Raw genomic sequence first — 5,017 nt, forward strand, 5'->3', positions numbered from 1 at the left:
CGATCCCATACGTTGGCGCTTTCGCGACGTTGTAAGGTTGTTGTCATTGTTTTATAAATGCGATTATTTGCAGATGAATTAAGTAGTTTTAGCTACCTGTTACACATCTTAAATAATTTATTGCGTTTTGTAAAGTACTTTCAGAAAAAACTTTCTCTTGGGATTTATGCACCCATAAATAATCCCCAAACCTTTGAAAAGGGGGGATTTTAGATTTTGGATTGGGGACTGGGTACTGGGCAAGAAAAATAGAATTAAAATTTATGAGTAAAATTTGGTTGGGGGTCTAAATCTCCATCTAAATCTCCCTAATCCCTAGAAGGGGCCCCACCTTCCCCAATCTCCAATCGCCTAGTTCAATTCGTTGCTGGCTGCTTGGATATGGACTCCATACCCACTTCTTGTAAAGGTGGACGCACAGATAAATAAATCAATGGGCCGAATAGCGGTATCAAGGTTATTAACCAGAAAAACTGCGGATTTTTCCAACCGCGACGCGCCATATCATCCCCTAGTAATACAGGAAATAATAGGGAGAGTAGACAGAAGTCTATGCTCATCACATGGATAAAGCGGTTAGTTTGCCACTCTTGCACAAAACTGCCCCAATCTCCTCCTCTTAAACCGTAGGCAACTAGAATAACTGTAGCTATCGTTAATACAAAACCAGTTACACGAGAATCTAGCACCTTAATTAAGGTATTTTTTTTACCGAGAAATTGATTATTTGGTTCTCGTAGAGCTAAGTACGGCAACAAGGCAAAAGCACCAACTGCAAAAGAAGCAGTAGCAAACAGCCAAGCAGGTATTTTTTGTCCTCTACCATCAATAAAGACTACTGCACTGTAGATAAGAGGCCAGATGCCCATGAGGTTGAATAGTGCTATGACTAATGGGTTAACGCCTTGCCAGTGGCCAAGAGAAAGGTTTTTAATTAACTCAAATGTATCGGGTTGATCGGGAGGCGCTAGGAAAAAACCATAGATAATGAATCCCAGCCACAGCAAGCCAAAGGCAATTTTTCTCACCATGAAAGATTTTGGTAGTATTAATTATTGATTTTGCCACTAAAAATTAGGCTATCTGCTTGCTATTATATTGGTGATTGCCTAGACCCTTCACGGCTTGTCCCTAAATATCACCTGATGGATATTGAAAAACACCAAGAACAGAGTCAAAAGGACATTTCCAACTGTCCCAGGCTCTAAAGTTCAAAAATTGCTGCTTGAGATCAGACCGCCTCAACGTGACCTCAACACCTTAGTTTTTACGGATGAGTCCGGTAATCCGTTATCTTCTGCGGTGCTGCAAAAAGTCTGGAACGGACACACATCAAAAATAAATCGGCGTGAATATGTCTGTCTGGGAGTTCTTAAAGAATTGGTAAAAAAGGGAAGCTTGCCTTTTTACCTAAAACCATATTCAACTCGGCACACCTTTGCGACCTGGGCAATTACTCAAGGCGTTTCACCCGATAAAGTCGCCCAATGGATTGGGGACAAGGTAGAAATCGTCTTGAAATATTACTGCCATCCACAAGTAGTGGAGGCAGATTGCCCAGATTTTCAGTTTCTACTCAAATGCTGCTCAAAATTTGGCTATCAAGCCTTAAACCTTGGCTGCGAGGTAGTCTTTTCTAAGCATGTTCGTTTTTCAATGCTAAACGAACAAGTCCATAACAAATTAGGGCGTTGGCAATGAGGAAGAGGCGTGCTATGTTACCACTTCCTAAACCCCAAACAGATGGATCTAAAAATGCACTTACTGTCAAGCAGGCTGCTACACCTAATGTTGAACCAATGGCAAACAATTTCCAACTAGGATGTCCCAGCAGCAATGCCATTAACACAATGGGAATCAATACACTGGCAAATAGGGGATTCAACGCATCAGTTCCCTGGAGGGTATTACCTAGTTCGGGAATTGAACTGCCCAAAACCCGGAAAGGCCATTGGGGAAGATCAAAAATATAGATTCCCTTGAGGAAGAATAAGCCAGAACTGCCGGCAATTAGTCCACTGGATAAAGACCAACTCCAAGTGAAAGGGAAGTAAACGCGTAAAAACCAAGCTAGTAGATAGGAACCAACTACCATTAAAATCTTGGGTAAGAGTGCGATCGCACCACCATCAATCCAAAAGCCGGGGTTAAGATAGCCGCTATCCCGTAACCACCGAAAGAAATCTGGAAAACTGATTTGTCCGCTAAAGGCTAGTTTGACTGCTGCTTCTGCATTGAGTTGTCCAGCGCCATAATAGTTCAAACCATCATCCTGAATCACTCGTGCTGACTGCTTTAGGACTTTTAAGACTTCATCTGGTTCTTTGATGCCAGCAGCTCTAATTAATGCCGCAACACCGGCAACGTGGGGAGCAGCCATGCTTGTACCCTGGAAGCCCAGAAATACCCCTTCACCCTTTTCGTCGATAGTTTCTTGGAGAATCTTACCAGCTTCACTGCCACCAGGAGCAGAGATATCTACCCCAGCACCAAAGTTAGAATAGGGCGCTCTTTCGCCATCTGGACCGATTGCCGAAACGCCGATGACGTAGGGATAGCGGGCTGGATAGCTGGCCCCATTGGTGTTTTCATTCCCGGCTGCGGCGATGATAACTACACCTTTTCTATGGGCATACTCGATCGCTTGTTTCATCAACTGGCTTTCACCGCTACCACCCAAGCTCATATTAATCACATCTGCGCCTTTATCAGCAGCAAATTTAATCGCTTCGGCAATATCGGCAACAGTACCACCGCCGTAAGAACTGAGTACCTTGAGGGGCATCAGACTGGCTTCATAGGCAATTCCAGCGACGCCATATTTGTTATTTGTGGCTTGAGCAATAGTTCCGGCAACATGAGTACCGTGGCCGTTATCGTCTGTGGCTTCTTCTCGGTCGTTAACAAAATCGTAGCCCTTGACGAATTTTGTCTCATACAAGTCGCGAACCTTGGTAATTCCGGTGTCAATGACTGCGACTGTGATGCCACTGCCTTTAGTTTGACTCCATGCGCCTTCAATACCGATTTTGTGCAAGTTCCACTGCTTGCTGTAATATTGGTCATTGGGGCCAGTTAATGAAGGGTTTGCTTCTTCATCTTCTTGGGGTCTTAAAAATTCACCTAGCCAAGCGGTTTTACCTGGTTGGGGAATTTTGTTGTAGATATAGTTTGGTTCAATGAATTCTGTCGCTTGGGCAAACTGAGATTTTTTCAGTTCTTGGAGCCGTTGGCGATCGCCCTTGATAATATACACATTATCTTTTTTAGAAAACTTGTTGTCTAATTGGGGTGTAACGTTGTATTGTTTGGCGATCGCTTGTAGATCCTGTTCCACCACAAGTGATGGAATATCTTCCCGAAAATCAAGCAAAATCGTCTCAAACTCTCCTTTAGCTGCCAATCCCTGGAAATTCAGGAAACCAAATATGGCAGCTCCCAGCCCAATGACAAACAAGCACAATAATATAAGTTTTCTCATATTAACTCATCACCGCTTTTTGCCAGTTTGTTCACTACCATAACTTATCTGCATCAATTGTTGGTAGATTTTGCACTTTTAGTTACAAGTCTCACTTCATGACTCAGGATTTTTTTAACGATGGAACGTGGTCTTTTGTGGTTGCCTCTGTTAGTAATGTTTTTCTGGTTAGCTTGGCAAGGCTCGAAGGAGTATCAAAAAGTCGAAGCTTATCGCGTCTGGGCAGAGCAATTTGAACGGGCTAAGTATGATATTTATGCTGTATTGGGTCAAAAAGACAACAATATAACTTGGGGAAAACCCACGCCTCAAGGGCCTATTAAACTAGAAACATTCTCTTTGCTTGATATCAAACAAATCCAAGTTTTAGTAAATGACAAATCAGTAGATGTAAATAATCCACCTGAGAAAGGTCGTTCTATAGAATTAGAATTTCTATTTTCCGAATCTACTAACTCAGTGCGGGTTCCGTTTACAGAAATCCCTTTGGCGGCGGAATGGGGTAAGTTTTTGCAGGGGGTATTACAAGAATTGCGATCGGAAATACAACAGTTTCCAAATGATTGAAGAAGAATTCAGAAGTCAGAATTCAGGAGCGTCTCCGGCTCCGCTCCGCCTCCGATCAGAATCAAGACGCGACGCTCAAATACTTGCTAACGCTGCGCTATCGGCCAGTCACACAGAAAACATTGCTGAATTCGGACTCCTGACTCCTGAGTTCTATTTGATAAAATACTTACGCTGTATTCATTTTTAATTTTTAATTTTTAATTCCGCCTTGCAGTACTAGGAGATTTTCATAGCCAGAATTTTCAAAGCTACTACTTCAGGGATGGGCATCACTGATAACCGATTTCCTTGTCTCACCACCATTAGCTCTTCGGCGGTAAACTTCTCTTTGAGTGTTGATAGCAAGATAGAGTTAGAAAAAGTTTCAACGAATTCTACTACAACTGTTTGCCAGCGAGGGGATTTGGCACTTGATTTCGGGTCGTAGTATTTACTTTTTGCCTCAAACTGAGTCGGGTCAACAATATCTTTTTTCACCACACGCATTAACCCTGCAATACCGGGAAAATTAGTATTGGAATGATAGAAAAAAGCTAAGTCTCCTTCATCCATTTGGCGCAAAAAGTTGCGAGCTTGATAATTACGAATACCGTCCCAGATAGTCTCACTTTGCTGTTGGAGGTCAGTAATGCTATAGACTTCTGGTTCTGATTTCATTAGCCAATAATTCATCTACACAATTTATGGATACATTACAAATAGGACTTAGGCAAAATCACACGCTATAGGGGGAATTCATGTAGACGCGTACCCCTGCGGGGAAGCAAGCTACGCGGAGCGTCTCCAAGCGCAGGGTATTGCCCCTACTGAAAATCACGGTTTCGGCTATTGTTTGCGTAAGTCCTGACAAAAAAAGTATTTTAAAAGTCAGGGTGAATTCTATGAGACTGTTGGTCAATTCACGGTGGGTCTGACCCCTCACCCCTAAAACATTGGTTTGGCGTTGCTTTCCCGCCCTGAAATAAA

The 5,017-nt window shown here is 42.8% G+C and carries 6 protein-coding genes; 2 read left to right on the top strand and 4 right to left on the bottom strand.

Annotation, left to right across the window (positions count from 1 at the left end; genetic code table 11):
- Positions 1-356: 356 nt before the first annotated feature.
- The gene (locus HWQ39_RS01955) at positions 357-1,031 is read right to left on the bottom strand and encodes a DUF2834 domain-containing protein (protein ID WP_292840804.1); all 675 of its coding nucleotides are present in this window, start codon (positions 1,029-1,031) and stop codon (positions 357-359) included.
- A 187-nt stretch (positions 1,032-1,218) separates the two neighbouring features.
- On the opposite strand from HWQ39_RS01955, the gene HWQ39_RS01960 reads away from it, so the two are divergent.
- A complete protein-coding gene (locus tag HWQ39_RS01960) occupies positions 1,219-1,701 on the top strand; it encodes a hypothetical protein (protein ID WP_292840807.1) in 483 nt (160 codons plus the stop codon).
- On the opposite strand, the gene HWQ39_RS01965 is transcribed toward HWQ39_RS01960, so the two are convergent.
- Positions 1,637-3,481: a S8 family peptidase gene (locus tag HWQ39_RS01965; RefSeq protein WP_292840810.1), complete on the bottom strand. Its 1,845-nt coding sequence runs from the start codon at positions 3,479-3,481 to the stop codon at positions 1,637-1,639. The genes HWQ39_RS01960 and HWQ39_RS01965 overlap by 65 nt on opposite strands.
- A gap of 120 nt (positions 3,482-3,601) precedes the next feature.
- Between HWQ39_RS01965 and HWQ39_RS01970 the strand changes: the two genes are divergently transcribed.
- Positions 3,602-4,048: a hypothetical protein gene (locus HWQ39_RS01970; RefSeq protein ID WP_292840813.1), complete on the top strand. Its 447-nt coding sequence runs from the start codon at positions 3,602-3,604 to the stop codon at positions 4,046-4,048.
- A 219-nt stretch (positions 4,049-4,267) separates the two neighbouring features.
- Here HWQ39_RS01970 and HWQ39_RS01975 read toward each other — a convergent pair whose 3' ends face one another.
- Together HWQ39_RS01975 and HWQ39_RS01980 are read right to left on the bottom strand one after the other, a co-directional pair.
- Entirely contained in the window at positions 4,268-4,708 is a 441-nt protein-coding gene (locus HWQ39_RS01975) for an EVE domain-containing protein (protein ID WP_292840815.1), read from the bottom strand.
- A 58-nt stretch (positions 4,709-4,766) separates the two neighbouring features.
- Positions 4,767-5,017: hypothetical protein (locus HWQ39_RS01980; protein WP_292840818.1), on the bottom strand; the 251-nt coding region annotated here is incomplete at its 5' end.

It is taken from the genome of Nostoc sp. NMS8, assembly GCF_017115045.1.
Classification (GTDB): Bacteria; Cyanobacteriota; Cyanobacteriia; order Cyanobacteriales; family Nostocaceae; genus Nostoc.

Bases quoted from the DNA above. Each gene is read 5' to 3' on its own strand.
- HWQ39_RS01955 (WP_292840804.1), bottom strand. From the start codon at position 1,031: ATGGTGAGAAAAATTGCCTTTGGCTTGCTGTGGCTGGGATTCATTATC.
- HWQ39_RS01965 (WP_292840810.1), bottom strand. From the start codon at position 3,481: ATGAGAAAACTTATATTATTGTGCTTGTTTGTCATTGGGCTGGGAGCT.
- HWQ39_RS01970 (WP_292840813.1), top strand. From the start codon at position 3,602: ATGGAACGTGGTCTTTTGTGGTTGCCTCTGTTAGTAATGTTTTTCTGG.
- HWQ39_RS01975 (WP_292840815.1), bottom strand. From the start codon at position 4,708: ATGAAATCAGAACCAGAAGTCTATAGCATTACTGACCTCCAACAGCAA.